The sequence below is a fragment of the Priestia sp. KCTC 13724 genome (assembly GCF_056820425.1).
In genome coordinates this window covers 1-23982 of the sequence record NZ_JBXDLD010000023.1, presented here as the reverse complement: position 1 = coordinate 23982, position 23982 = coordinate 1, and the positions used below count along the sequence as shown (strand labels likewise).

Below are 23982 nucleotides of genomic sequence, written 5' to 3'. Positions count from 1 at the left end.
ACATTCTACAAGATAGGTGCCCTTTTTTGTATGCTTTTTTTGGATTTTATTGGTTAATCAACACGCATGCATTGAGAACAATAAATTATATGATCGTGAACAGGCTGACTTTCTTTCACAAAACTATCAGCAATACCGCTTTTCATTAAAACAGCGATGATAGCTTCTATACGCTAAATCCCGATATAGTAAGGAGCCCATTATGCAAGTATTCTCTACTTTTAATCACTCAATTTACCTAGAGCTCGCCATTGTAGCATTGGAGCGCAGTGGTATTCCTAAAAGCCAAATTTTAGCCATCCCACTAGAAGTAAAAGATGATCATTTTTTACTTTTCGATAGTATTCATCAATCAGACGGCATTAGCTTATTTGACATCGCTGCTGGGCTGGCAACAGCTTTTGCAGTTATAGGCGTAAGCGTTGGATTCATCTTAACATGGGGACCTATATACTGGGGATTGATTGGTGCTGCTTCAGGGTTTATCATTGGCTTTTTAATTAACTTTATTTATTATAGAGTTGTTAAAAAGCGAAGTAAGCATGAGCAAACGGCGGAAGTGATTTTAATCGTAGAGTGTATACCAGAACAAACAGATCGTGTAATTAAAATATTAAAAACAAACTTCTCCAAGGGATTAGCTGTTCTTTCATAGAGCAAAAAGAAGTTGGGACATAAGCATTTCTGTCAACCATCTATCCGAACTAGCGCAAGTTAACTTCTTTTGATAGTTCAGGCATTTTCTGTCGGTTTGGAAAACACCTTTAAAAAACTAGTGAAATGGAGCGTAAGACATTCGACTCCTGCGAGAAAGAGAGGGAAGGTTGATACCCCGCAGCGCAGCGAGGAGGTTCAAATTCCTTCCCGTGGAAAGCCAGTATCTGCAGCGCAATGGAACGGACTTGCTCTTACACCCTAACGATTTTAGAAACGTCATGACTCGTCTTTGAGAAGAGAACATTTATTTACGTCTTAGCCTCTTTCTATACTTAGTGGATATCTTTTTTCTTAAACCTCCCTCCTCTTACTTCAGCAATATTTGCTACCGCAAAAAATGCAGTTGAATCAATTTCATCAACAATTTCTTTTAGCTTTGCTTCTTCTAATCTTGTGATAACGCAAAAGATTACTTTTTTATCATCACCCGTATATGCTCCTTCTCCTTTCAAGTACGTTACTCCTCTGCCTAACCTTGCTAAAATAGTTTCACCAATTCGTTCGTACTGTTCGCTAATAATCCAAGCGGACTTTGACTCGTCTAACCCCTGAATAACAATATCAATTGTTTTAAAAGCAATGAAATAAGTCATTAACGAATACATAGCACGGTCCCATCCAAACACAAACCCTGCACTTCCTAAGATAAATAAGTTAAAGAACATGATAATTTCGCCAACGGAAAAAGGCGTTTTCTTATTAAATAAAATAAGTAACACACGCTTAATAATCATTTTGCGAGGTAAAGACCGATGCACTATTTTTACCTTTTCTTCTTCAACGGGCAGCATTGGGACATCCACTCCTTTCTTTGATTTTATCACAAGATTATGAATATTTTCTTTATTTTATTTATTATATTTCGCATCTTAAGCATTAAACCATGAATATATTGGATAAAATTGTAGATGATAACAATTGTAAGGTTACACAAACATTTTTCATCTTCAAAAAACATTCAAATTAAAAAACAGTTTAAAAGTTTTCAAAATTACATATTGGATATAAAATATTTGTACAACATTTTTACAAACATTAAACAAAAAAAGTACACAAAAGGAGAATGAAGCAAATGAAAAAAATTAAAGTTAGTATCACTTCTTTAATGACTGTTTTATTACTTGCTTTTACTGGGCATTTCGCATCAGCTGCAAGCAACGATGCAATGGTACGTGTTGTTCACGCTTCACCAGATGCACCTGAGGTTGACGTATACGTTGATGGAGAAGCTGCTGTTGAAGGTGCTGCTTTCAAAGATGCTACTGATTATTTAAATCTATCTTCTGGTGAACATAAAGTTGACATCTATGCTGCTGGTACAAAAGGAAAAGAAGAAGCTGTCGTTTCTACAAACTTAACAGTTGAAGCTGGAAAAGCTTATACTGTAGCTGCAATTAACAAAGTTGCTAATTTAGAGTTAAAAGTGCTTGAAGATGATATGAATGCTTCAGAAGGAAAAACAAAAGTGCGCGTAGGTCACTTCTCTCCTGATGCTCCTGCAGTAAATGTAGGCGTTGCAAACGGTCTAACCCTTTTTGAAAATGCATCATTTAAACAAGTAACAGATTATACAGAAGTAGATGCTGGCACATATGATCTAGAAGTAACAACTACTGATGGTAATACGAAAGTATTAGACCTTACAGGTACAAACTTAGAAGCAAATACAGTTTACACGGTACTTGTTGTAAATACTGCTGACAGCCTTGAGCCACTTGTTTTAAAAGACAATACGGCAATGCCTTCTGAAATGCCCAAAACAGGTATGGGTGGAGCTTCTGAGCAATCAAATGACTCCCTTCTTCCTGTATTAACTCTATTAGGAATTGGAGCAGTTGCTATCTTTGTTGTTCGTCGTCATAAAGGCTACGAAAATTAATGAACAACATGAGATGGGCTCTACCAATTATATGCACTGCTTTTTTAGGATTAGTTGGCTGTTCAGCTCAGTCAGTCGCAACAACTTCACAGCCCGATCCTGAAAAAGTAAAAATGGCAGAAACAAAATCAACAAATTCGCCCCCACAAGCGTCGGTTGATGTTTCTGCCCCATCTCAGCTTACAATACCAAAGTTAGACATTCAGGCGCTGATTGAAAAAACCGGCTTAACTAATGATGGACAAATGGATGTTCCTGATAACGGTGATGATGTCGCTTGGTTTGAACCAGGCACAAAGCCAGGAAATGAAGGAAATGCTGTTATTGCTGGGCATGTTGATGATAAAGAAGGACCTGCAATTTTTTACAACCTTCATAAACTTGATAAGGGTGATGAGATCTTTGTATCTGATGAATCGGGTAACGTACTTACATTTGTTGTTATTGATAAAAAAGCCTATCCGCGTGAAGATGCACCTTTACGAGAAATCTTCGGTCCAACGTTTGATCATCATCTCAATTTAATAACGTGTACAGGATTATTCGATAAACAAAATAAAACACATGAAGAACGCCTTGTTGTTTATACAAAACTTCAGGATACTAAAGTAGCCAATGCTCAATAAGCATTGGCTACTTTTATGATTTTTCCACTATATCCATGAAAACATCTTGTTCTATCGGACATACTAATAAATACGAAACCTTCGTTTACACGCACTTCCTTACTACTTTAAAATAAAAGCAGATGAACAGGAGGCTACTATATGCACAAAAAATGGCTTATTGTACTTTCAATTACATGCTTAGTAGGGGTTGCTTTTTTTATTAGTAACACCAACATCGCTAATACGGCTGAAAAAGACCCGCTTATCATTGCTCACCGCGGAGCTTCTGGCCATGAACCAGAGCATACGATAGAAGCCTATAAGCTGGCACAAAAAATGAAAAGTGACTATATTGAGATTGACCTGCATATGTCTAAAGATGGTCAATTAGTTGCCATTCATGACTATGCCCTACACCGTACAACGAATGGAACGGGATATGTAAAGAATAAAACCGTAAAGCAACTGCAGACTTTAGATGCGGGAAGCTGGTTTTCTAGCAAGCGAAAAGGAGCTTATATTCCAACGCTTGACGAAATTTTTGCCACGTTTGGAAACGACATTCGTTATTATATTGAAACAAAATCACCTCATGAATATCCCGGTATGGAAAAAAAGCTAATGACTCTTTTAGATAAGTACACTATAAATAAACAACAGCTTATTATTCAATCGTTCAGTGATGAAAGTTTGCGGACTTTTCACCACTTAGAACCTTCCATTACGCTCATTCAATTAGTTTCCTATAGACAAGGTTTATTAACGTCACATCAATTAAAAAATATTCATCGATACGCTGATGGAATTGGCTCAAGTTCAAAGACGTTAACAAAAAGCTATATAAAAATGGTCCAATCATATGGACTAGACATTCATGCTTATACGGTAAACGATACAAAAGAGATGAAAAAGTTAATTCAATGGGGCGTGAACGGTATTTTCACTAATTATCCTGACCGTCTATATAAAGTCGTTCATCCTTATGAAAAGCCCCTTTTTACATTTAATTTCCCGGTGTAAAAGGGGCTTTATTGTACTGAGCAAAGTTAAATATCTCGGTTACGGACAATTGATAAATAAAAACCTATGACGACAGCTGAGTAAGCAAGCCCCCAACAAAAGCCTATCCAAACATGAATATCCTCACTTATAAAGTGTATCAGGGCTGCTATTGGCGGCAATAAATAAATAACCATTTGCAAACCTTCATAAGGATAAGGAACACCCGCTACTGCCAACGTTAATACCAACACAAACACTGGACCAAACCACGAAAGATTACCAGTGCGAAGCATATGACGAGTGAACAATAATGACACGCTCATGCTTGTTAAGCAGCTTACTAAATGCAGTAAATATCCAAACACTTGCTCCTTAGCAGTGGGCATTGAAGAAAACATGTCAAAGACGATTGGATATAAAATTGAAACAGCGCTTAGAATAATTGACAGCACTACAGCACTGATTATTTTACTGATGAAATAAACTGACTTCTTCCTCACATGCAGCCTTGTAATTCTTTCTTGCTTACTATTTTCCGCGTGCATAAATGAAATTGTAATCCACGAAAAGATAAAGAATAAATAAATAGAAGTATTATAGAAACTGTCTAATACCGGATTTGCTGTGTATGTATAGGTAATAATTAATAAGATTAAATACAAAGCCAATGGCGGAATATACCGATATGACTTTAAATATGTAAGATAATGATATCGTATCAATGCAATCATTTCTAATAGTCTTCCCTTTCAATAATTTCTACACGATGAATATCCGCTCGCACATCAATTAGCTCTTTGAGCAATTGATTCATGTCTTGCTTTCTAATATAAAGCGTATAGCGACTGCCGTGTTGCTCAACCTTAGCACACTTACCTTTCAGCTCTCGAATAGGCTTATTCATAATAAAATCTGCTTCAATAACAGCCAGTTTATCTATACATTCAATACGCTGACTTCGAAGTATTTTGTGAGCACCAATTGTAATCACTCGATCCGCCGTTACTTGAATTAATCTTTCTTCATGACAGGTAAAAATAATGGTCATTCCTCGATCTTTTAATCGTCTAAACGCTTTCTCAACGTCAACCTGCGCTTTGGCATCTAGACCAGATAACGGTTCATCAAGAAGAAGAAGCTCTGAAGATCCCAGCATCGCTTGCATCATATTTACTTTCTGCTTCATTCCTTTTGAAAAAGAAGTAATTTCTTCGTATTTATACTCGGTCATATCAAAGGTCTCGAGCAGCTCTTCAATTTTTAACAGTAGTTTTTTTTTCGAGATTTGTTGAATACGTCCCATATGAAATAGATAATCTTGAAGCCGAAACGGAAGCTCTTGAGGAAATTGTTCAACCACAAAGGCCGGTAAACCAATGGATGTATCAATTGTTACGCTCCCCTTGGTGGGCTTAATTAACCCTCCTACAATCTTTAACAACGTACTTTTTCCAGCACCGTTCTTGCCAACAATCGCTACTGTTTCTCCCTTTTGAAAAGTTGTATGGACGTTCTCTAGTACCGTTTGCTTTTTGTATGATTTTGAGATATTTTTCAATTGAATTAATGATTCCATTTTACTTACCCTTCCTTTAGTAAAACATATAATAAATAATGGTTAGTTAAATAGTAGCATATTTACTACATAAATAGTGCCTTCACATACATTTTCAGACAAGAAAATTAACTCTCAAAGGCGAATCGTGACGTTGCTAACATAAGTAAGTTATAGAAACACGTTCTTTGCATTGCACTGCAGACACTCAATTTATAACTTATTTCCATAACCAACAAAAATATCCGAACGATTGCCAGTTAACTCGCAATCGTTCGGATATCTAGTTCACTGAAATGCTTATTTCTCAGCCCTTTGATTCTTCTACATATAAAGAACCATATGCTCTTCGTCAATGAATTTATCCTCTACATGTAGAGCTTGTTTTTCAAACCCATAGCTATTAAATCCTAAAGCAGTGTACAGAGCTTTTGCTCCTTGATTATTAGCTGCGACCACAAGATAAATTTGCAGCAGCTCCGTTGATTTTGAAGCTTGTTCAATAACTGCTTTTAAAAGTGATTTCCCAAGCCCCATTCCTCTTGCTTCAGGAGCTACGTACATTCCCCAGATATCTCCTTTATGCTGAACTTTTAAAGGTTTTTGTTTTTTATAACCTACAATTCCAACAAGTTTATCATCGAGAAACCCTCCCATGATAAACTCGTCTTCAAATGTAGGAAATTGCTTACGAATATCTGACACTTCTTTTTCACATTCTTCTTCATAGCTTAAAACAAAGCTTTCTGGATGGTCTCGTAGGGCTCTTAAACGTAGTTCCCAATAAATATCTGCATCTTCTTTGGTTAACAATCGAATGTTCATATCCTCACCTGGTTTTCGCTTATTTTCTTACATGTTAGGGCTCGTATACAGTGAAAACATCATTCCACCGATATAAATCATAATAATTATCAGGCACATCGACATCTTTAATGAGTATTTTTTCTTGCTTTGTACTACCAGCCATAATATTGGCTCTTTTACGATTCGTACGTATCCATAGGGTTTGCTTGGACTGATTGATATATGTTGGCGCATAATCCCCCCAACCTTTTAAAGGATTAGTCAATTTTTCTTGCTGGTTTTTTGCTAAGTTAATTGTATAAAGTGAGGGAAGCGGGCGTTTCTTAGCGTCGTTTGACCAATCCGCTTCTTGTACTCGTGAAATAATAATTTGCTTATTTGCCCCCCACGTAAAATCCCAGTCAGCAAAACCTTTTGGAGTAAAAATACGCTCTTTAAAAACGGGCATTTCTTTTAACGTGAACGTTTTATTTTCAGTAGCAATCCGACCTTCTCCATTAATAAAAGCTAGCTCTTGCTGATGGGGAGACCACTTAAACCAATTTGATACGTTTAGCATTGTACCGATTGATTGAAACGCTTTACCTTCAGAAGTTATAACGCATAGCGTGTTTCCATCAGCTGACATAGAAGCTGTCGGAATAGCTAAAAAGCTAATCCAATGCCCATTTTCTGACCACTTAAATTCGCTCGTTGTATAAGCAAAAAAAGAGTCGCTTTGATGAGGTAAGGTTGCAAAAGGTTCGACCTTTTTTATATCTAGATTTGCATTTTTTTCAACCGTATATAATTTAACCACTCCCCAACCTCTCGGTGATAAGGTTGCTGACTCCGTTATTAAAAATTGTTTACCATCTGGGAACCATGAAAACTGATCAACGCCAAGAGCTACGTGGCTTTTTTTCTTTTGTTTAACATTGTAGATAGTTAAAATGTCGTTTGATATGTACGCTATCTCCATACCAGTTGGTGACCACTGATAACTTTGGACATCTTTTTCAATTTCAATTTGCTTGCCTTTTATGCTAGCTACCATCAACGATTCTCCATTTTTATAGGCGATATAAGCTCCATGCTTTGACCAAATCGGTTCACTTGCCTCATTAGTTGAAGAAAGTTTTGTTTCTTTTCCATTTTCATAAACCCACACGTCACCATCTCGAATAAAACTTACCTTGAAGTTAGAAGCTGATTCAACTGTACTTGGAAGCAATAATATCATGAAGAAGCATAAGAAAAAGCGCCTCATTTTGTCACTCCTTTTAATTAAATTTATCTGTCACATCTACTTCTTCTTATCCTTGCACAAATCCAAACATCTCATGACAAAAACCTATAAAAAAAGAGTTTGGGACATAACAAAATGATTGCTTCTAAAAGATGAACACTCGCTGTTCCCATCTCTTTGGTTTGTCTCAACACGTTCGTTCCATTGCGCTACGGTCACTCGCTTTCCGCGGGGAGGAACCTGAGCTTCCTCGCTGCGCTTTGTGATCTCCGTTTTCCCTCTCTTCCCCGCAGGAGTCGAGTGCCCTACGCTCCATTCCACCTTGTTTCCAACATTGTTTTCACAATCAACCAAAAACCTGAACGATTAAAAGTTATGAACTCTCAATCGTTCAGGTATAGTAGAGGCTGAACTACTTATGTCTCAGTCTCTTTTTGTTATGCCTTAGAAATATGTAAGTTAATCCAATTTATATCATTTTTCACAAGTAAAATGTTGTTAACCAAAAGAAAAAGGCAATCGTATATACTACGATTGCCTTTTTCTTTATTTTGTAGGAGCTGGTTTAGTATCTGATTTACTTTTTAGGAACGTCATTCTCTTTTTTAAATAATAACCTTGTCCAATACCAAATAAGTTACCAATTACCCAATATAGAGCTAAAGCTGACGGAAGTGTAAAACCGGCTACTAATACGAAGATTGGCATAATGTTCATCATCATCTTCATTGGAGGCTGAATTTCATCCGTCATACTTACACGAATTTGTAAGAATGTTGTAATAGCTGCAACAATTGGTAAAATAAAGTATGGATCTGGAGCACCTAAGCTTACCCATAAAAATGAATGTTCCGCAATTTCTCCCGTACGTGCAATGGCGTTATAAAACGCAAAAATAATTGGCATTTGAATTAAAATAGGTAAACATCCACCTAGTGGGTTAATTTGATGTTTTTGATACAAAGCCATCATTTCTTTTTGAAGCTTTTGCTGCGTTTCAGGATCTTTTTTACCTGCATATTTCTTTTGTATAGCTTCCATTTCCGGGCGTAATGCTTGCATAGCCATCGTGCTTTTTTGCTGTTTTAAAATAAGCGGTAATAAGACTAGACGAATAATAATCGTGACAGCAATAATTGATAAACCATAACTACCACCAAGGAATTCTGCTACCTTTGTCAAAGCAAGAGACAGTGGATATACAAAGTAGTGATCCCAAAATCCACCGCTTGTAGACGTAACAGGATTTTGTGTACTACACCCTGCTAATGCAATTAATACCATCCCTAAAACTGCTACTAATTTATAATGTCGTTTCATTTTCTTTCCTCCTAATTGTTTAAATGATTACATTAAGCAAAAATAAGAAGGAAAGGGTCTTCTTCATCCGTGTTTTTTTCTTTTACCGGTGTTTTTCTATATACATGAATAAGCGTCTTCAAACGCTTCCATGCCGTAAATACTGCTACGCTAGTTTGAATACAAGTCGATTCTCTTAGCTCCTCTGTGCGTACCGCTACATACCTCGATTCCCGAAGCATATAATAGCAGACTACATAAGCCATAAGGGCAGTTAAGTACGGAACATATAGAAACAAATCATGATAAAAATCCATATGTTTACTCTCTTTCTAAACTGTAGTTAATGAATCTACTAGTAGTGTAGCATTTACAATGTGCTGACACAATACGTACGTCTTTATCTTCTGCGGTTTATTTGTGAAAAAGTTTCATCAAGGCTTATATTTTATAGAAAAGAGTTTGGGACATAACAAAATGATGGCTTCTAAAAGACGAACACTAGCTGTTCCCATCTCTTTGGTTTGTCTCAACACGTTCGTTCCACTGCGCTACGGCCACTCGCTTTCCGCGGGGGAGGAACCTGAGCTCCTCGCTGCGCTGCGGGATCTCATGTTTCCCTCTCTTTCCCGCAGGAGTCGAGTGTCCTACGCTCCATTTCCCCCTGTTTCCAACATTGTTTTCACAATCAACCAAAAAACCTGAACGATTAAAAGTTATGAACTCTCAATCGTTCAGGTATAGTAGATGCTGAACTACTTATGTCTCAGTCTCTTTTTTCACTTCACAAGAAGCTTTTCAATCTCTTGAATTGTAGGTAATGCCGTCATCGCACCTTTTGTTGAAGCTGCTAGTCCCCCAGAAACACTTGCAAAGCGTCCAAAAGAAGTAAGCTCTTCTTCTGTCAAGTCTGAAAGTTGACCATTATATTGATTAATGGAATAAAGCATACCAGACACAAAGGCATCTCCTGCACCTGTTGTATCAACAGCGTTCACTTTCATAGCGGAAATAGCTACTTTTGCTTTAGAAGATACAGCTAGGCTTCCCTCTGCTCCTAATGTAATAATTAAAAGCGGGATAGCATAATGGCTTAACGCTTCCACTCCTTCTTCAATCATTTCTTTTCCGGTAATAAAAGCAAGCTCTTCTTCTGAAAGCTTTACAATATCTGCTTTTGGAAGCATCTCTAGAATGGTACGTTTCAATTTTTCTTCGTCTTTCCACAACGTTAAACGAACATTAGGATCGAATGACACAAGAACATCATTCTTCTTCGCAAGTTCTACAGCTTTCAAAGTGGCAGAGCGGGAAGGTTCACTAATCATTGAAATCGTACCGAAGTGAAGAATACGATTTTCTTTAAATAGTTCTTCATCAATTTCTGCTTCGTGAAAAAAGCGATCTGCGCTTGGATCAATGTAAAAATTAAAGCTGCGGTCACCGTCTTTATCTAACGTAACGAAAACCGCTCCTGTACGTGCTTCATCTGTAAGCAGCATGTTGTTTGTATTAACACCATATTCATCAAGCGTATCTTTTAAAAAATGACCTAATACATCATTCCCAACTTTCCCTAGGAATGTGGATTTCAAGCCTAATCTTGATACTCCTACCGCCACGTTTGCAGGCGCACCCCCTGGACTTTTTTGATATGTAAGATTCGTATGATCTAACGGAATAAAGTCAACTAATGCTTCTCCTAATGAAATAACACCGTTTTTCATTTTTTTCCCCTCTCTTTCTTTATGAGTATAAATTAAGAAAAGGGGAGTAAAATGAACTGTCATTTTACTCCTACTTTTCTTTTACCTTCTTTATTCTTCTTCTAATTTCATAAACCACGTAACAATAAATGCTACTCCTACCGAGATAACCATTCCAATAATATAGTTAATTAAATTACTCATCCCAAGTGGAGCTGCAATAGCCATCATCGGGATACCTGTTAAACCGTATGCGTTTGCAACAACATTCGTTAACACAACATATCCACCACCAGCAGCACCACCTATAGCTGCTGCAATAAATGGTTTACGTAACTTTAAGTTTACACCAAAGATAATTGGTTCCGTAATCCCAAGAAACGAAGAAACAGCGGCTGGAATTGCGATTTTCTTTGTTTTTGCATTCTTTGTTTTAAAATATACGGCCAATCCGGCACCACCCTGTGCAACATTAGCGCATGCCCATATAGGAAGTAAGAAATTAACTCCGATATCAGGGTTTGCAAGAAGTCCTGCTTCAATTGCATGAAAACTATGTTGTAGTCCTGTTAATACAATCGTGGAATACAAACCACCAAACACGATCCCAGCAAATACACCCGCTACATCATACATTGATTGTAAACCAATTGAAATCAAATCACCAATATATCTTCCAAATGGTCCAATAAATAACAGAGAAGTAAACCCTGTAACAATAACTGTCAAAAATGGTGTTACTAGTAAATCAATTGCGTTTGGAACAACTTTACGCAACCCTTTTTCAATTTTACTCATCACATAAATCGCAAGTAAAATCGGTACAACGGTACCCTGATAGCCAATTAACGGAATACTTAATCCAAAAAAGTCCATATATTCAGGCTTGGCATCTGCTAAGGTCCATGGGTTTAATAGCATTGGATGAGTTAATATTCCACCCATTACGGCTCCTAAATACGGATTCGCTCCAAATTCCTTAGCAGCTGAAAATCCTATCAAGATTGGCAAGATGATAAACGCGGAACCTGAAAACATATCTAGTAAAATGAAAAGTGAGCTGTCTTCTGAAACCCACTTAAATGCTTTCATCATTCCAAGTAGCCCCATTAGTAAACCACTTGCAACAATGGCAGGGATAATCGGAACAAAAATATTTGAAAGCATACGAGCAAACCTTGCGAAAGGATTCATCTTTTTCTTCATTTCTTCTTGATGATTTGCAGGCTGCTCTGTTGTTTGATTCTCTACACCTAACTCTTTCATAAATTCTGCATGGACTTTATTAACAAGTCCTGTGCCAAAAATGATTTGAAATTGCCCTGAATTAGAGAAAGCACCTTTAATATCGTCTATTTCATCTAAACCTTTTTGATCAATTTTGCTTTCATCTCGAATGACTAAACGCAAGCGCGTAGCGCAGTGCTGAGCGCTGGTAACGTTTTCTTTTCCACCTAAAAGCGGAACAAGCTTTTTCGCAATGTCTTTCACATCCATGCGAACGCCCCCTTTATCACATGTTTTTAATATAGTTTCTGCGATTCAACTAGCCAGATAACAACAAAAAAGACCTAAAACGCGTACTCAAATACATATACACAACAGCAGTGCATACATATTTCATGCATTTTAGGTCTTGCCTGCTTAACCAGTCACAATCCCGCTTATTCAATTAATACGCTTTCATTATATCTATTTCGACATTGTTCGTCAAGACTTTTTTAGGCCCTTTGACCAATTCTTTCAATATGGAGCGTAATATAGCCAAGTTCAGAAGGTGGAAAATTTATGTCATATTCGGCTTTCAGAAATGCTCCAATCTTTAAAGCACATGTATAAGCACGCTTGTACTTAGTTTGCAGCATGTTCAACATATCTTCATCCATTGAATGAAAAGGCTCATCTTCAGCAATTCGATTTAACGCAAAGCGTAAATGAGTGAGTAGTCGCTGGTACGAAATGCTCTCTTCATCAATTTTAAGGTCAAGTTCTTCTGTAATAATCTCAATCATTTCGTTGATGATTGTTGTATTCATCATTACCTGTTCCATATTGGATGTATGCAATTTAGCTGTATGAATGTGAAGAGCGATATAACCTGCTTCATCAATTGGCATCTGAACTTTTAAACGTTTAGAAACTTGTTCAATCGCCCATACACCTATATCGTATTCCGGACGATATAGTGCTTTAATTTCATGTAAAAGTTTATTTTGAATTAAAATTCCTCGAGATAACCTTTCAATTGCAAATGATAAATGATCACTTAAAGCGATATGAACATGATCACTAAGCATAACGCCTAGCTGCTGTTCCGCATACGAAATAATTTCTTCTGCCACTTGAATATGCTCTTCAGGTAGGCTTTTTAATATTTCTTGAAATTTTTCATTTTCTTCTTTCATTACAAAAACTTTTTCAACTTTGTCTTTATTTAAAATATCATTTTTGCTTTTTTGAAAGGCAATCCCCGGGCCCATTACAATCTTTTCAATTTTTCCTTCTTTTACAACGGCTGCATTGTTGTTTAATACTTTAAATATCTTCAACCGGTTATTCCTCCTCAGCAGGAAGAAGGTGACAAATTTATTTCATTGTCACTTTCGCACATTGAGTTTGTCCTTTTTGAACATCACCACTTGCTACAATTTCAAATGAATCTGCTGCGTCGCTATTCGTAATGACAACAGGCGTAATAATACTTTTCGCTTTTTCTGTCACTAATGGTAAATCAAACGTAATAAGAGGTGTGCCTACTTCTACCTTATCGCCCGCTTGAATATGCGCTTCAAAGCCTTCCCCTTCCATTGCTACTGTTTCCAGTCCAATATGTATAAGTACTTCCGTACCTGCTTCTGTTTTTAATCCGACAGCATGCTTTGTGTGGAATAATTGGACTACCTCTCCTGCCACTGGAGATACTACTTGTCCATCGGTTGGTTCAATAGCAAATCCATCGCCCATCATTTTTTGAGAAAACACCGGGTCTGGAACTTGCTCTAATGGAAGGATTTTGCCAGTCATTGGTGCCGTTACTAGTGTTTCTTTAGATTTCGTCTTACCGCCAAAAAGTTTTTTAAACATGTTAATCACCTTTCCTTTATCATTTTATTGGTAGCATACCCCTTTATTACCTTTGAAAAACGTAGCTTTATTAAGAAGAAACTTCTTCTTATATCCTCAACATTTGTATACAATGCTCCCCTCATTAGATCAGGATATTGAGATAAATATGTTCACTATTTAAACATGCCTACGATGTATTGTAAACAAAAAAGTTCTTTCGATGGAATAATATCGGAATTGATTTAACTCGCTGAAATATAAAAAAGAGTATAGCCTTTACCATACTCTTTTTTCACTACTTATTAAAATGTCTTTGCCACACTTTTTGCTTTCTCTACTGCATTAGCTAAAATTTGATCTGCTTCTGCTGGAGCATAAGCCATGCCTTCAGCAACAACTAATTCAACACCTTGAATACCAATAAAACCCATTACAGTGCGGAAGTATTTCTGTGTAAACTCAAGTTCTGCAGCTGGTCCTTCGCTATAAACACCGCCGCGCGCTTCTAATAATGCTACTTTCTTTCCAGTAGCTAATCCAACAGGTCCGCTTTCAGTGTACTTGAATGTTTTCCCAGCAATCAAAATGTTATCAATATATGCTTTCATAAGTGGTGGAAAGCTTAAGTTCCACATCGGTGCTGAAAAAATCACTTTATCAGCTTGTAAGAACTGCTCTAATAAAGCTCCCATACGCTCAACTTTTACTGTTTCATCTTCTGTTAGCTCTTGATTTGCTCCAGCTTTCCCCCAAGCGCTTAACACATCAGAATCAATTAAAGGAACGCCTTCTTTATAAAGGTCGACTGTTGTTACTGTATCACTTGGATTCACCGTTTGATACTCATCTAAAAATGCTTGAGCTAAGCGTGTTGAGAAGGACGCCTCATCAACTTGTGGATTTACTTTTACATATAACACGTTTGTCATAGTTCTCATCTCCCGTTTATCTTTAAATCATTTATTTTTATTTCAAGATTTTATTTTTTTATTATCTTGAATTCAAGATTTATTATATAATTCTGTTCTTTATTCGTCAACCGTTTAAATGATTTTTTTAAAATTTTTCCGAAACAAAAAAATATCCGCACTATCGAAAGTAGTTAACTCGCGATAGTTCAGATATATCATTGACTGAGATACTTATGTCCCAACCTCTTTAATAACACTGAAATTCGTTCACTCGATCTAAATCAATCCCAGCATATATCCAGTTGAATCCAGTCCAACGATACCCTGCTACGGATTTGCGGCCGACATATGTTGGATAGAACCAATATGACCGCCCACCTTTTGCCCAGATATACGTGTATTTATACAGACAACCTGCTATCGAACCAGGATCTACAGCATAAAGAGATGGTCCTCCCGAAGAGGCTAATTGAGGTGTAAAAGCAGGCGGTGGACCTGTTGGGGGACCACTTTGACCAGAAGGTGGTGGAAAACCTGGTACGCCTCCCTGCCCTGGTGGTGGAGGTGGTGGTAAAAAGCTTCCACCTTGTCCTGGTGGTCGCGGTGGAAAACCTTGCCCACCCTGTCCTGGAAATATAATTTGAAAGCGAGGGTCGTAATAATATCGATACATATATATTCTCCTTTCCAATGTGCATTTAAATTACTATATGCTTCACTTTTTGAATAGGTGAATATCCATACACTAGGTTTTTCGAGTAGGATCATATTGCGACATGTATCGTTCAATAAATTGATATACCAAAAAGATCAAAACGAATATTGGAGTTAAAACAAAGGGGTGTTGAATGCAACGTTTAACAAAAACTGATTCAAACATAGGAATTTCTTTTAAAACTTTAAAGAGAGACTGGCTGCTTCCTACTATGGAGATTAAAATAAAAATCCCCCATAAAATCCCGTTGCTATATGACCAAAAGAGATGGATTGTATAAAAGCTGAAACTAGCAATAACACCGCTAACAATACCACCTATAATTGTTTTCACTGTGAAAGGAATCGCAATAAACCATCCTACTCCTATACCTGCACAAGCAGCACAAATACTTGAGAACATAAGCGTTTCTTCCACTAACACAAACATCGTAAAAGCGGTTATAAAGCTTGTGCTCATTGCCGTATATACAGCAGCTAAATTGCCAGCTTTTATTGATATATAACCATGGTGACACACGGTATAGTAACAGGAACACCAAATGAATAAGCCTACAAGAATCACGCCCCAAATCATAAGCTAATCCTCCTTATCCTCTATTATATAAGAGACTCTTTCACTCAATTTTCATTTTTATCTATTAAATTTACTAGTGATTAGCAATTGATTAAATTATCTTTTATATAGTAATCTCTATGATAAGATTGCTAGATTTAGTCCTATCCACCTTAAAAATCTAGCAAAAAGATGTAAAAGGCAAAATGTTATCGTTTGACCTATTTATATTGTAGAATGATTCATGTATAATAAGAGGCTGTATGATATTATCTTCATCATAGTGAAGATATCTTTTGTGGCTTAACACTAGCGTGCCACATTAAGAATATAATTAGATTCGATATTGATAGGTGAATAGTATGGGTGAAAATCAACGAAATGTTAGTAGATTTGACTGGAATTTAGCTTTTCTTCTCTTTCTTTTTTTCTGCGTAAGTATTACTGCTATTAATAGTGCACAAACTATTGGACAATATGATTCAAACTTTGTTATTAAACAAGTTGCTTTCTACGTAATTGGAGCAGTAATTATTGCATTTGTAATGCGACTAGATTCTGATCAATTACAAAAACTCTCGTGGGTCTTCTATGGTTTTGGAAACTTCCTTCTAATTTTCTTAATTATTGCGCCGAGCAGTATTGCTCGAGAAATTAACGGTGCAAAAAGTTGGTTTACACTACCTGGCTTTTCATTACAGCCTTCTGAGTTTGTAAAAGTTTTCTTGATTATTGTATTGAGTAATATTATTGTTAAGCACAACGAAAAATATCGCATTCGCACGATACGTGAAGACCTTTTATTACTAGCAAAAATGGGGGCAACATTAGGTTTTCCTCTGCTTCTTGTGATGCAGCAACCTGACTTAGGAACTGCGCTTGTTTTATTAGCGATTTTTGTAGGTCTGGTCTTTGTATCGGGAGTAACGTGGAAGCTAATTGTTCCTGCTTTTTTAGGGCTTGGTTCAATAGGTGCCGGCATTCTTGCACTAGTAATTTATGCTCCTGATTTCCTTGAAAAATATTTAGGTGTTAAGCAGTATCAATTTGGTCGGATCTATGCATGGCTAGACCCAACCACTTACAGCACAGGTGAAGCATATCACTTAGTGAAATCACTGAATGCTATCGGTTCTGGGATGGTCAACGGAAAAGGCCCGGGAAATGGCGTTGTTTACATTCCAGAAAGTCAAACAGACTTTATCTTTGCCGTAATAGGTGAAGAGTTCGGTTTTATAGGAGGAAGCATTGTTATCAGCTTGTTTTTCCTTCTTATTTATTACTTAATTAAGCTTGGATTAGAAACAAAAAATGAATTTAACTCTTATTTATGCGTAGGTGTCATTACGATGATTACCTTCCACGTCTTTCAAAATATCGGTATGACGATTCAAGTATTACCAATTACAGGTATCCCTCTACCATTTATTTCTTACGGTGGTAGCTCCCTAATGGGTAGTATGTTTGCCATTGGATTAATGTTTGGAATATCTTGGCACCAAAAACGATATATGTTTGGTACAGAGTAAAATAAAAAGAGCGGTATAGAATTAACGGGTTCGGTTTTGAAGCATAAAATCAAAACTCGCAGCCCAATTCGTTACTGTTTTAACATTAATATCAACAGTAAGTTGGTAACAAAAAAAGCAGTGGATTTCGTAATCCAACTGCTTTTTTATATTTTCACTTCTTTTTTGATTATGAATAAGTTCTATTATCATTTTTATACTCAACGATAGGGAATTTAATAATAAAATTACACCTGTTTTTATCCAGGAAATTTTTTAATGGCTTCTGAAGTACGTCCACAATGGCTGTGAGGATACTTGTTGCAAAAATTCCTATCAAACTTATCGATATAGGTCCTGCTGCATCATCTCCTGTGATTATAGAAATCACCTTTAAGCTTATTATCATTAATACAATGAAGAAAATGGCTGTAAAAGCACATTTTTTTATAACCTTTAAAGATTTAAGAGATAACTCGGAGAAAGCGTTGTTCCTTTCGATATAGGTTAATAGTTTATATACTTGATACAGCGTAAAAGAAAATGTAATACAAATTCCATACGCACATACTAAAAAGGGATATAGCGAGTAATCCCTACCAGGATGTGCTTCTACGTCTTTAATGGTTCACACAGGCATCCAATAAATACACAAAGTAAACACTGCAATTCCGATTAGAAAAATAATGACCTTTAAGGAAGTGGTGGAACCTCGTTTAACAATTATTTAAAACACCTCCCTTATTTAATGACAATATGATTATAATATGCATTTTATCGTTTTCAATAAAATAAAGAGGTGAATAGTCACCTCTTTATGCTATCTATATCGAAGATTCTAAGCCAATTCGCCCCATCGCTTTTTTGGTAGTACCGTTCATCCCTTGTAATATTACCTTTTTATTATTGCTTTCATACTTTCCTATAACTTTCGCCACGGCTAACATTGCAGATTGATCCCAAACGTAAGAGTTTGAAAAATCAACTACAATTATTGCTTGTTCATCTTCGTAATGAAATGCATTTACAAAAGCTGTTGTTGTTGCAAAGAAAAGAGGACCTTTAACGTGATAAACTATTCGATCAGACTCTTCTTCTTTTATTATTGTTAATCTCGCCATTTTCCAACCAAACACGACCGTACTAATGACAATACCAACCATAACTCCTAGCGCTAAATTATGTGTAAGCAGTACAACAACAACTGTTGCAATCATAACAACAGAATCCGATACAGGATACTTATGAATGTCTTTAACAGATCGCCAATCAAACGTGCCTACCGCTACCATAAACATGACGCCAACAAGCGCGGCCATTGGAATCTGCTTTACAACATCACCTAACACCATAATTAAAAATAATAAAAACACGCCTGCTATAAGTGTTGAAAGTCTTCCACGTCCACCTGATTTTACGTTGATTACAGATTGTCCAATCATAGCGCATCCTGCCATTCCACCGAATAAACCTGTAACTATGTTAGCAAAACCTTGTCCACGTGCTTCTTTATTTTTATTGGAATCTGTATCCGTCATATCATCTAAAACTGTCGCAGTTAGTAATGATTCTAACAAACCTACAATCGCTAACGGTAGTGAATACGGTAGAATAATCAATAATGTTTCTAGTGATAATTCTACTGCTGGAAAATGAAGAGCTGGTAGTGTACGCGCAATCTCTCCCATATCTCCTACCGTTTTCAAGCCAAATCCCCCACCAAAAATGGCCATGGTCGTCATAAATACAATCGCTACTAATGGTGCTGGAACTATCTTAGTTACAAGAGGGAATACATATACAATTAATAATGTTCCTGCTACCATCGCGTACATAGCCCAGTTCGCACCTTTAAAATGCTGAAATTGAGCAGTGAAAATTAAAATCCCTAACGCGTTAACAAAACCAAACATAACCGTTTGTGGTAAAAATGATAAAAACCTTCCAACTTTCAGCACACCTAAAACGAGCTGAATAATTCCAGTTAAGATTGTCGCCGCAAACAAATACTCAACCCCATGAGTTTTCACTAGATCAATCATTAAAAGAGCCATTGCACCAGTTGCGGCAGAAATCATTGCTGGTCTTCCCCCAGTAAATGCAATGACAATTGCCATACAAAAAGAAGCATATAGACCTACCATAGGATTTACTCCTGCAATGATGGAAAATGCAAGTGCTTCGGGAATTAATGCAAGTGCAACGGTCATTCCTGAGAGAATATCTCCTCGGATATTTGAAAACCACTGCTGCTTAATAGCTGCTACGCTCACTAAATCACCTCATAGTATATAGTAAATTGATTTTCGACTCTCACGAAAACCAAAGCCGTTTTGAACGTAGGTTATCGTACCATATCTTCTTTGAATTGAAAATATATTTTTTACGATCGTGTTGAACCGATTTCTTTTCTAATTCACACCATTAAAAAAGAGCGTAAACTGCACGCTCTTTTTTAGTGAAGTCCTACTCATTAACGTCGAGGTGGAACTTCCGTATAATTTAATGAATAGCTGACTGAAATTAAGCCAAATAAATGTTGAAATCGAGGCAGATTTTTCACCTCCAAGGTCAACATTGCAAGTAAAAATAATTTACTCAACACAAGGAATGCTACCATTAAAAATAGTTTCTTTTTTCGTTTCAACGAATCATCGCTTCTCCTCTTTTTAACATAAAAATAAGAACAAACGATTATGGTTACATCTTTTATCTCTCATTTAAACAATAAAAGACCTTCACCACTAATCGGTAAAGGTCTTTCTAGACATTGTTTTACTATGCCAATAAAGCCGGTAGATTTCTCTACGAAATTTCGACTTTATTTCAGGAAAAACCTGACGCTACTCCCCTTTAAGGAATCTTATTCATAAAGATATTATAAGGGAATTGCGAACAGAATTCAACTATTTATTACTCATTGATTGCTGCTTCTAAAGCAACGATAATCATATCATTAAATGTTGTTTGACGCTCTTCAGCTGTTGTTTCTTCACCTGTAAAGATGTGATCGCTTACCGTTAAAACAGACAGCGCATTACGCCCATATTTAGCTGCTAGCGTATACAGTGCTGTTGTTTCCATTTCAACTGCTAGTACACCGTGTGCAGCCAGCTTTTCTAGTTGTCCATCTTCATTGTAGAATTGATCAGAAGTGAAAACGTTACCTACTTTTAGGTGTAATCCTTTTTCAACTCCAGCGTCATATGCACGCTTTAATAAGTCGAAATTCGCAGTTGGCGCATAGTCAATAGGTCCAAATTTCACGCGATTCATTTGTGAATCACTTGATGAAGACATAGCTAAAATAACGTCACGAACTTTTACATCTTTTTGAATCGCCCCACAAGTTCCGACACGAATTAAGTTTTGAACACCATACTCATTCATTAACTCATTTACATAAATAGCGATAGACGGAACGCCCATCCCTGTTCCTTGTACGGAAACACGTTTTCCCTTATATGTTCCTGTAAATCCTAACATTCCGCGAACTTCATTGTAGCAAGTAACATCTTCTAGAAATGTTTCCGCAATGTATTTTGCACGAAGCGGATCTCCAGGGAGTAAGATCGTTTCTGCAATTTCACCTTTTTTTGCCCCAATATGTACACTCATCTTTGTACCTCCTATTGTGTAAAAATGTTACCTTCTCACTATAACATAATTTGTCGAATTAATTACTGATTTCTTTCTCTGCCTTTCATTATTCCAACGTTTTTGCTGAACTATGTACTGAAAAAAATGGCGTAATGAAAAACATGTTTCGAGGAAAGCTACTCAAGAACACTATTTTTAAATAAATGAGGTGATCATATGGGCAAAAAACATCGTAATCGCATTAATTCACCAAAGAAAAACAACCACATTCCTCAAGAAGCCATTATTGCGGAGCAAGAGGCACATGGTGATGAGCATACAGCAAATAAACGCAAAAATGGTCCTGGACACCATATGCGGGACTATTAACTTTTTTAATAAAAAAGCGGCCTGATTGGTCGCTTTGCTTTATCAATAATTGATTTACCGGACGTGAATCCGATTTACTCTTTGCCATCCATCCGTCCAAAGTTTATAATAATACTTTCCTCTAGTACCTTCATCAATTAATAAAATATCTCCTGTACTAATAAAACGAGCATTGCATTCTTTTGGCAAATTGTCAGCAATGTTGAACTGTTGAAAGACTTTAACCGCTGCATCTTGATGGTCGAGAGCTTTTACCGTTAAACGATGAACCGGTTTATATCCTCTTCTTTCTCCTTTTTCTTCTGTTTGCATAATTGTAACATCGTATTCCGTAATGATATTTAACTGTTTTTTTAAATTCGTCCACACATTCAAATGTCTTCCCTCCAAACCTCAATGTTCTATCCTGCATCCTATGTATGAATTAATACTATGTCATTTATATTAGCGATAGATAGATCAAAATCCTTCATTTCAAATACATGTTTTATTCATACTTTCTTTTATAATTAAACTACCTTAGCATAAATCTCTCCAAAAAAGCATGGCGTTCGCCATGCTTTTACTAGTGTATCATCTTGTTAAAGTCAGTGGATAACCGTTTGGTTCTAAATCAATAAAATGAAATATTCGTTAAGAATTTGTAATGGTATATATTATGTAGGGAACTGGTATTTCTTTAAAGAAGACTGCATGAATTTAGAATAGAGCTGATACATGCTAATCGCCCAAGAGATACCCAAAGCATAACCGGCTAATACATCTGTTAAGTAATGGACACCTAAATACATTCGACTGAACCCAACTAATATGATTAGTAGAATAAAGCTTGTATAGGCGATACTTCTCACACTTTGTGTCTTGGAATACGCTAAAACAAGGCATAATAGTCCCACAAAAAATGCGCTCGAATTCATCGCATGGCCGCTTGGAAAACTGTAGTGTGATGCGTCAATTAGCTGACTCCATCCAGGTCTTGGACGTTCAAAAATTTCTTTTAAAAGCCAATTTAACCCTCGTACCCCCCAAAACACAAGGGTAATGAATAAGGCTGATATGCCTTGGCGTTTATACATCAACAGTATAACAAGGACAAGCCAAATTGGTGCCGTAACATACCATGATCCTAACGTTGTAATAAAAATAAAAAATGGTGTTAGCCAGCTTGTCCTCCACTCAAAAATTGTATGTAATACATCATAATCTAACTCTTTTACAAAAGCCGTGTCAAACGTTAGCATTAGAATCACAAATAAGGCAAGTGCCAGGCAGACAGTAACAATATATTGTCTTCGCGTTAACATGTTGTGCTCTCCTCCATTAAACGATAAAGAAGAATGAATAAGAAGCATGCAAATACATGCTCCTTATGCAGTCGTTAGTCCTTTTTAGGCTGTTTATAGTGTTCAGGCTTTGGTGCCTGGTTCATAGCAAATTCATTTGAGAATTCTGGCTGTTGACGTGACGACTTTTTCATTCCTTTTTGATGTGTTTGATTACTTGTTTTATGAGACATGGTTTTCCCTCCCTTCCTCACACGTTTAATATGTGAAGAAGAAAGACAGACTATCCTAACTTATACGCTATATCTTGAAATAACTCGCTCTAGAGTGGCAGATAGCTGAGCAATCTCACTTTCAGACACTGTAACCCGCACAAGAGACTCATCAGCGTCTAATACCTCTGATAAAAAGCCACTAAACCCTCGAGCTTTACGATCAATTTCCAACAACAGTTCATATTGACCGTTACCTAATGATTGAACAATTACTTCTACTTCGTCTAACTTTCCATAATAAGGACCCTTAGCTGGAACGAATTCAAATTCTTGTACAAAAGGAAGTCGCTTTCGCATTCTTCTTGGTGCCTCTTCGCATTCCACTTGACGAAGACGAAAGCCAAGGTCTTCCATTGATTTCATCACGCTTGTAACCATCAAATTAGGAAGAACTTTCACATAATCAATATCGGACGGATCTACCGCATCTTTAATATCTAAACCTGTTGCCACCCATACTCGTGTTTTTCCAAGCGTAACGGGTGTATCATCAGGTAGTTGGAAAGTAAAAGGGATTTCTTTTTTTTCAGCTGGCTGAATAGTAAACGGCTCATTAATCTTGAATACATTGAGCTGTATATCTTGTTTGACCTTTTTATCATCTACTTCTTTTACATATGATGTAAACAGACGTAAGTAAATTCGGTCAATCGTCTGCTCAACATTGCCTCCATATACTTCTACAATCCCTTCAATCTTTTCACCTGCACGAAACTCGTCGTTTACTAGCTTTGCATCTACTCTAGCAGCACCAATACCGATTCGAGCTAATATCTTATTAAATAAAGCCATTAATTCCAACCTCCCCATTTCTACACTATATTAAAAGTTCACGAGTGTTGATTATCCAAAATTAGACAGACTTATCCCTTGGAATGTGACGTAGTTTTTCAAAAAAG

General features: G+C 36.7%; 28 protein-coding genes and 2 pseudogenes. 7 read left to right on the top strand and 23 right to left on the bottom strand.

Translation table 11 applies throughout. The features are described from left to right. Positions 1-202 precede the first annotated feature (202 nt). Both AC1UFB_RS04215 and AC1UFB_RS04210 read left to right on the top strand, forming a co-directional pair. The gene (locus AC1UFB_RS04215) at positions 203-655 is read left to right on the top strand and encodes a hypothetical protein (RefSeq protein WP_025911421.1); all 453 of its coding nucleotides are present in this window, start codon (positions 203-205) and stop codon (positions 653-655) included. A 120-nt stretch (positions 656-775) separates the two neighbouring features. Further along, on the top strand, positions 776-919 hold the full coding sequence (locus AC1UFB_RS04210) for a hypothetical protein (RefSeq protein ID WP_326046561.1): 144 nt from the start codon (positions 776-778) through the stop codon (positions 917-919). A gap of 70 nt (positions 920-989) precedes the next feature. Here AC1UFB_RS04210 and AC1UFB_RS04205 read toward each other — a convergent pair. After that, positions 990-1436: pseudogene (locus AC1UFB_RS04205) on the bottom strand (YitT family protein); the annotation flags it as partial. Between the two features lie 353 nt (positions 1437-1789). Here AC1UFB_RS04205 and AC1UFB_RS04200 point away from each other — a divergent pair. From AC1UFB_RS04200 to AC1UFB_RS04190, 3 genes are all read left to right on the top strand, one after another. Then, positions 1790-2596, top strand: a complete 807-nt coding sequence (locus AC1UFB_RS04200) for a DUF4397 domain-containing protein (RefSeq protein ID WP_100347053.1) — start codon at positions 1790-1792, stop codon at positions 2594-2596. Then, a complete protein-coding gene (locus AC1UFB_RS04195; RefSeq protein WP_235932329.1) occupies positions 2596-3222 on the top strand; it encodes a class F sortase in 627 nt (208 codons plus the stop codon). The genes AC1UFB_RS04200 and AC1UFB_RS04195 overlap by 1 nt, the downstream gene beginning before the upstream one ends. A gap of 141 nt (positions 3223-3363) precedes the next feature. Next, a complete protein-coding gene (locus tag AC1UFB_RS04190; RefSeq protein WP_328100981.1) occupies positions 3364-4224 on the top strand; it encodes a glycerophosphodiester phosphodiesterase family protein in 861 nt (286 codons plus the stop codon). Positions 4225-4250: 26 nt separating this feature from the next. On the opposite strand, the gene AC1UFB_RS04185 is transcribed toward AC1UFB_RS04190, so the two are convergent. The 15 genes from AC1UFB_RS04185 to AC1UFB_RS04115 form a co-directional block, all read right to left on the bottom strand. Next, entirely contained in the window at positions 4251-4937 is a 687-nt protein-coding gene (locus tag AC1UFB_RS04185; protein ID WP_100347051.1) for an ABC transporter permease, read from the bottom strand. Between the two features lie 2 nt (positions 4938-4939). After that, positions 4940-5782, bottom strand: a complete 843-nt coding sequence (locus AC1UFB_RS04180; protein WP_025911433.1) for an ATP-binding cassette domain-containing protein — start codon at positions 5780-5782, stop codon at positions 4940-4942. A 303-nt stretch (positions 5783-6085) separates the two neighbouring features. Further along, positions 6086-6586, bottom strand: a complete 501-nt coding sequence (locus tag AC1UFB_RS04175; RefSeq protein ID WP_025911434.1) for a GNAT family N-acetyltransferase — start codon at positions 6584-6586, stop codon at positions 6086-6088. 34 nt (positions 6587-6620) lie between these two features. Further along, complete coding sequence (locus tag AC1UFB_RS04170) at positions 6621-7817, bottom strand: TolB family protein (protein WP_482588600.1); 1197 nt, start codon at positions 7815-7817, stop codon at positions 6621-6623. Between the two features lie 84 nt (positions 7818-7901). Next, positions 7902-8117, bottom strand: coding sequence for a hypothetical protein (locus tag AC1UFB_RS04165; protein WP_482588598.1), 216 nt, complete (start codon positions 8115-8117; stop codon positions 7902-7904). 225 nt (positions 8118-8342) lie between these two features. Then, positions 8343-9116, bottom strand: coding sequence for a membrane protein insertase YidC (gene yidC / locus AC1UFB_RS04160; protein WP_100347049.1), 774 nt, complete (start codon positions 9114-9116; stop codon positions 8343-8345). A 32-nt stretch (positions 9117-9148) separates the two neighbouring features. Continuing rightward, entirely contained in the window at positions 9149-9412 is a 264-nt protein-coding gene (locus AC1UFB_RS04155; RefSeq protein ID WP_061786724.1) for a hypothetical protein, read from the bottom strand. Positions 9413-9596: 184 nt separating this feature from the next. Beyond that, positions 9597-9791, bottom strand: coding sequence for a hypothetical protein (locus tag AC1UFB_RS04150; protein WP_482588595.1), 195 nt, complete (start codon positions 9789-9791; stop codon positions 9597-9599). Positions 9792-9874: 83 nt separating this feature from the next. Next, positions 9875-10822 (bottom strand): aminoimidazole riboside kinase, encoded by a 948-nt coding sequence (locus tag AC1UFB_RS04145; protein ID WP_025911443.1) that lies wholly within the window; start codon positions 10820-10822, stop codon positions 9875-9877. A gap of 90 nt (positions 10823-10912) precedes the next feature. Further along, positions 10913-12298 (bottom strand): sucrose-specific PTS transporter subunit IIBC, encoded by a 1386-nt coding sequence (locus tag AC1UFB_RS04140; RefSeq protein ID WP_482588592.1) that lies wholly within the window; start codon positions 12296-12298, stop codon positions 10913-10915. A gap of 224 nt (positions 12299-12522) precedes the next feature. After that, complete coding sequence (locus AC1UFB_RS04135) at positions 12523-13350, bottom strand: PRD domain-containing protein (RefSeq protein WP_100347047.1); 828 nt, start codon at positions 13348-13350, stop codon at positions 12523-12525. A gap of 37 nt (positions 13351-13387) precedes the next feature. Next, positions 13388-13885 carry a PTS sugar transporter subunit IIA gene (locus AC1UFB_RS04130; RefSeq protein WP_025911447.1) on the bottom strand — a complete coding sequence of 166 codons (498 nt, stop codon included), beginning with the start codon at positions 13883-13885 and terminating at the stop codon, positions 13388-13390. 284 nt (positions 13886-14169) lie between these two features. Beyond that, positions 14170-14796, bottom strand: a complete 627-nt coding sequence (locus AC1UFB_RS04125) for an FMN-dependent NADH-azoreductase (protein WP_482588590.1) — start codon at positions 14794-14796, stop codon at positions 14170-14172. Between the two features lie 229 nt (positions 14797-15025). Next, the gene (locus AC1UFB_RS04120; RefSeq protein ID WP_025911450.1) at positions 15026-15451 is read right to left on the bottom strand and encodes a hypothetical protein; all 426 of its coding nucleotides are present in this window, start codon (positions 15449-15451) and stop codon (positions 15026-15028) included. A 72-nt stretch (positions 15452-15523) separates the two neighbouring features. Continuing rightward, entirely contained in the window at positions 15524-16069 is a 546-nt protein-coding gene (locus AC1UFB_RS04115) for a hypothetical protein (protein WP_100347045.1), read from the bottom strand. Positions 16070-16410: 341 nt separating this feature from the next. Between AC1UFB_RS04115 and AC1UFB_RS04110 the strand changes: the two genes are divergently transcribed. After that, a complete protein-coding gene (locus AC1UFB_RS04110; protein ID WP_025911454.1) occupies positions 16411-17577 on the top strand; it encodes an FtsW/RodA/SpoVE family cell cycle protein in 1167 nt (388 codons plus the stop codon). A 169-nt stretch (positions 17578-17746) separates the two neighbouring features. Here AC1UFB_RS04110 and AC1UFB_RS04105 read toward each other — a convergent pair. The 3 genes and pseudogenes from AC1UFB_RS04105 to deoD form a co-directional block, all read right to left on the bottom strand. Beyond that, positions 17747-18283: pseudogene (locus AC1UFB_RS04105) on the bottom strand (DUF2975 domain-containing protein). A 97-nt stretch (positions 18284-18380) separates the two neighbouring features. Next, the gene (locus AC1UFB_RS04100; RefSeq protein WP_138116754.1) at positions 18381-19829 is read right to left on the bottom strand and encodes a SulP family inorganic anion transporter; all 1449 of its coding nucleotides are present in this window, start codon (positions 19827-19829) and stop codon (positions 18381-18383) included. A gap of 640 nt (positions 19830-20469) precedes the next feature. Beyond that, positions 20470-21174: a purine-nucleoside phosphorylase gene (gene deoD, locus AC1UFB_RS04095; RefSeq protein WP_025911458.1), complete on the bottom strand. Its 705-nt coding sequence runs from the start codon at positions 21172-21174 to the stop codon at positions 20470-20472. A 198-nt stretch (positions 21175-21372) separates the two neighbouring features. Between deoD and AC1UFB_RS04090 the strand changes: the two genes are divergently transcribed. Then, a complete protein-coding gene (locus tag AC1UFB_RS04090; protein ID WP_167556116.1) occupies positions 21373-21525 on the top strand; it encodes a hypothetical protein in 153 nt (50 codons plus the stop codon). Positions 21526-21579: 54 nt separating this feature from the next. Here AC1UFB_RS04090 and AC1UFB_RS04085 read toward each other — a convergent pair whose 3' ends face one another. From AC1UFB_RS04085 to AC1UFB_RS04070, 4 genes are all read right to left on the bottom strand, one after another. Further along, positions 21580-21900, bottom strand: coding sequence for a hypothetical protein (locus AC1UFB_RS04085; protein ID WP_025911459.1), 321 nt, complete (start codon positions 21898-21900; stop codon positions 21580-21582). Positions 21901-22181: 281 nt separating this feature from the next. After that, complete coding sequence (locus AC1UFB_RS04080) at positions 22182-22829, bottom strand: phosphatase PAP2 family protein (RefSeq protein WP_100348168.1); 648 nt, start codon at positions 22827-22829, stop codon at positions 22182-22184. A gap of 74 nt (positions 22830-22903) precedes the next feature. Next, positions 22904-23041, bottom strand: a complete 138-nt coding sequence (locus AC1UFB_RS04075; RefSeq protein ID WP_153301137.1) for a hypothetical protein — start codon at positions 23039-23041, stop codon at positions 22904-22906. A gap of 60 nt (positions 23042-23101) precedes the next feature. Then, the gene (locus AC1UFB_RS04070; RefSeq protein ID WP_025911463.1) at positions 23102-23875 is read right to left on the bottom strand and encodes a sporulation protein; all 774 of its coding nucleotides are present in this window, start codon (positions 23873-23875) and stop codon (positions 23102-23104) included. Positions 23876-23982: the final 107 nt, after the last annotated feature.